This is a genomic window from Bowmanella yangjiangensis (assembly GCF_017255015.1).
GTDB classification, from domain to species: Bacteria; Pseudomonadota; Gammaproteobacteria; order Enterobacterales; family Alteromonadaceae; genus Bowmanella; species Bowmanella yangjiangensis.
The window spans coordinates 1-2,522 of sequence record NZ_JAFKCS010000089.1; the positions used below are offsets into that span (position 1 = coordinate 1).

Here is a 2,522-nt window from a genome sequence, read left to right on the forward strand (position 1 = left end):
GCACGTCTTCACGCTTCTTAACCGCGGTACCTTTATTCTCAGAAGCATCCAGCATTTCAGCAGCCAGGCGCTGAGCCATAGACTTCTCGCCACGCTTACGAGCGGCTTCTACCAACCAACGCATGCCCAGGGCATTACGACGAACAGGACGAACCTCTACAGGTACCTGATAGGTAGAACCACCTACACGGCGGGACTTAACTTCCACAGACGGACGGATATTATCCAGCGCGTCCTCGAACACATCTAAGTGTGCTTTGCCGGTTTTCTCGGCAACGATGTCGAGCGCACCGTATACGATTTTTTCAGCAGTAGATTTTTTGCCGTCCAGCATGACAACGTTCATGAACTTGGCAAGCAATTGTGATCCGAACTTAGGATCAGGCAGGATCTTACGTTGACCTACGACTCTTCTTCTAGGCATCTTCTTTCTCCGTTGAATTCAGGAATTACCCAAAACTCTCAATAATTACTACAGTTTGGCCTTACTAAACGGAGAACCGTTAGGACTTGGGCCTTTTCGCGCCGTACTTAGAACGGGCTTGCTTACGAGCGTTAACACCGGCGCAGTCCAAAGTACCGCGAACAGTGTGGTAGCGAACACCTGGCAGGTCTTTAACACGACCGCCACGGATCAGCACAACGCTGTGCTCTTGCAGGTTGTGACCTTCACCACCGATGTATGAGCTGACTTCGAAACCGTTAGTCAGACGAACACGGCATACTTTACGCAATGCAGAGTTCGGTTTCTTAGGAGTGGTGGTATATACGCGAGTACATACACCACGTCGTTGTGGGCAAGCTTGCAGCGCAGGTACATTGCTTTTTTCAGCGACCTTTGCGCGGGGCTTACGCACCAACTGGTTAACTGTTGCCATTAACTAGCTCCTGATAAAAATAACTACTACTGAAAAATCAAAAACGGTTACCAATCATTCAGCTTAGCTGATGATTTGCTCCCGTGTTGCTGCAATTGGCCATCCTGCCGCGCAGCCTATTCACTTCCATGCAAATAAAAAACCGCAACCCTAAAAAAGGGTCGCGGAATTCTATAGACCAAAGATTAACCTGTCAACCCAAGCCGGACTTAGTCCGGCCTGGCTAACACTTAGTCTTCGGACTCGTCGTTGCCAACTTCTGCATTCAGCGCTTCAGACAATGCTTGTTCAGCTTGAGCTGCAGATACAGAAGGATCTTCCACAGTCAAGGACTCGACTCTTCTGCGCTGACGTTTCTGGTGGTAGGCAAAACCGGTACCAGCAGGAATCAGTCGACCAACGATAACGTTTTCTTTCAGACCACGCAGATCGTCTTCCTTGCCTTGTACTGCCGCTTCGGTCAGTACGCGCGTTGTTTCCTGGAACGACGCAGCAGAGATAAACGACTCGGTAGACAGTGAGGCTTTAGTAATACCCAACAACTGCGTTTCGTACTGGGCAGGGAATTTACCCTGTTTTTCCAGCTGACGGTTGGCAATTTTCACATTGGATACTTCTACCTGTTCACCTTCAAGGAACAGGCTGTCGCCTGGGTGGGTGATCAAACACTTACGCAGCATCTGGCGAATAACCACTTCGATGTGCTTATCGTTGATCTTTACACCCTGCAGACGATAAACGTCCTGCACTTCGTTGACGATATAGTTAGATACCGCACTGATACCGCGCAGACGCAGGATATCGTGAGGTGACTCTGGACCGTCGGAGATAACTTCACCGCGCTCCACTCTTTCACCTTCAAACACGTTCAGCTGGCGCCACTTAGGAATCATTTCCTCGTAGGCTTCACCTTGCTCAGGCACGATGACCAAACGCTTCTTGCCTTTGGTTTCCTTACCGAAGTTAATGGTACCGGAAACCTCGGCCAGGATAGCTGGCTCTTTCGGCTTACGCGCTTCGAACAAGTCGGCTACGCGTGGCAGACCACCCGTAATGTCGCGTGTCTTCGAGCTTTCCTGAGGAATGCGCGCCAGTACATCACCAGCTTTAGCCACAGAACCGTCAGCGGCTTCGATAGTGGTAAAGCTCGGCAGACGGATTTCCTGCAGGCCGGTTTCAGCACTTTCCAGAATCAGCTTAGGCTCTTTCGCATTGAACTTGGACAGGTCTTTAACCACGATACGAGTCAAACCGGTCAGTTCGTCCTGCTGCATCTCAGTGTTACTGTCGTCTACGTCAGCAAAACTGATCTTAGCCTGGCGCTCAGTAATGATTGGGTGTGAGTGTGGATCCCAGTTGGCAACAATGTCACCCGCTGCCACTTTTGCACCATCATCCACAGACAATACCGCACCGTAAGGCACTTTATAACGCTCTTTCTCACGACCTTGATCATCAATAATTGTGATCTCGGTGGAGCGAGAAACGATAACCACTTTGTCATCAGCGTTACGCACATACTTGGCGTTATGCAACTTCAGACTACCGGTAGTTTTCACTTGCACGCTATTCTCGGCAGAGGCTCTTGAAGCCGCACCACCGATGTGGAACGTACGCATGGTTAACTGTGTACCTGGCTCACCG

General features: G+C 50.2%; 2 protein-coding genes and 1 pseudogene. All 3 read right to left on the reverse strand.

What is annotated here, in order from left to right; translation table 11 throughout:
* On the reverse strand, positions 1–424 hold a 424-nt coding region (gene rpsG / locus J0A65_RS21900; protein ID WP_206596447.1), incomplete at its 3' end, for a 30S ribosomal protein S7.
* A gap of 79 nt (positions 425–503) precedes the next feature.
* Complete coding sequence (gene rpsL, locus J0A65_RS21905; RefSeq protein ID WP_102798949.1) at positions 504–878, reverse strand: 30S ribosomal protein S12; 375 nt, start codon at positions 876–878, stop codon at positions 504–506.
* Between the two features lie 230 nt (positions 879–1,108).
* Positions 1,109–2,522, reverse strand: a pseudogene (locus J0A65_RS21910) (DNA-directed RNA polymerase subunit beta'); the annotation flags it as partial.

What these genes read in the sequence shown, in the direction of transcription:
- rpsL (WP_102798949.1), bottom strand. Translation starts at nt 878, where the DNA reads ATGGCAACAGTTAACCAGTTGGTGCGTAAGCCCCGCGCAAAGGTCGCT.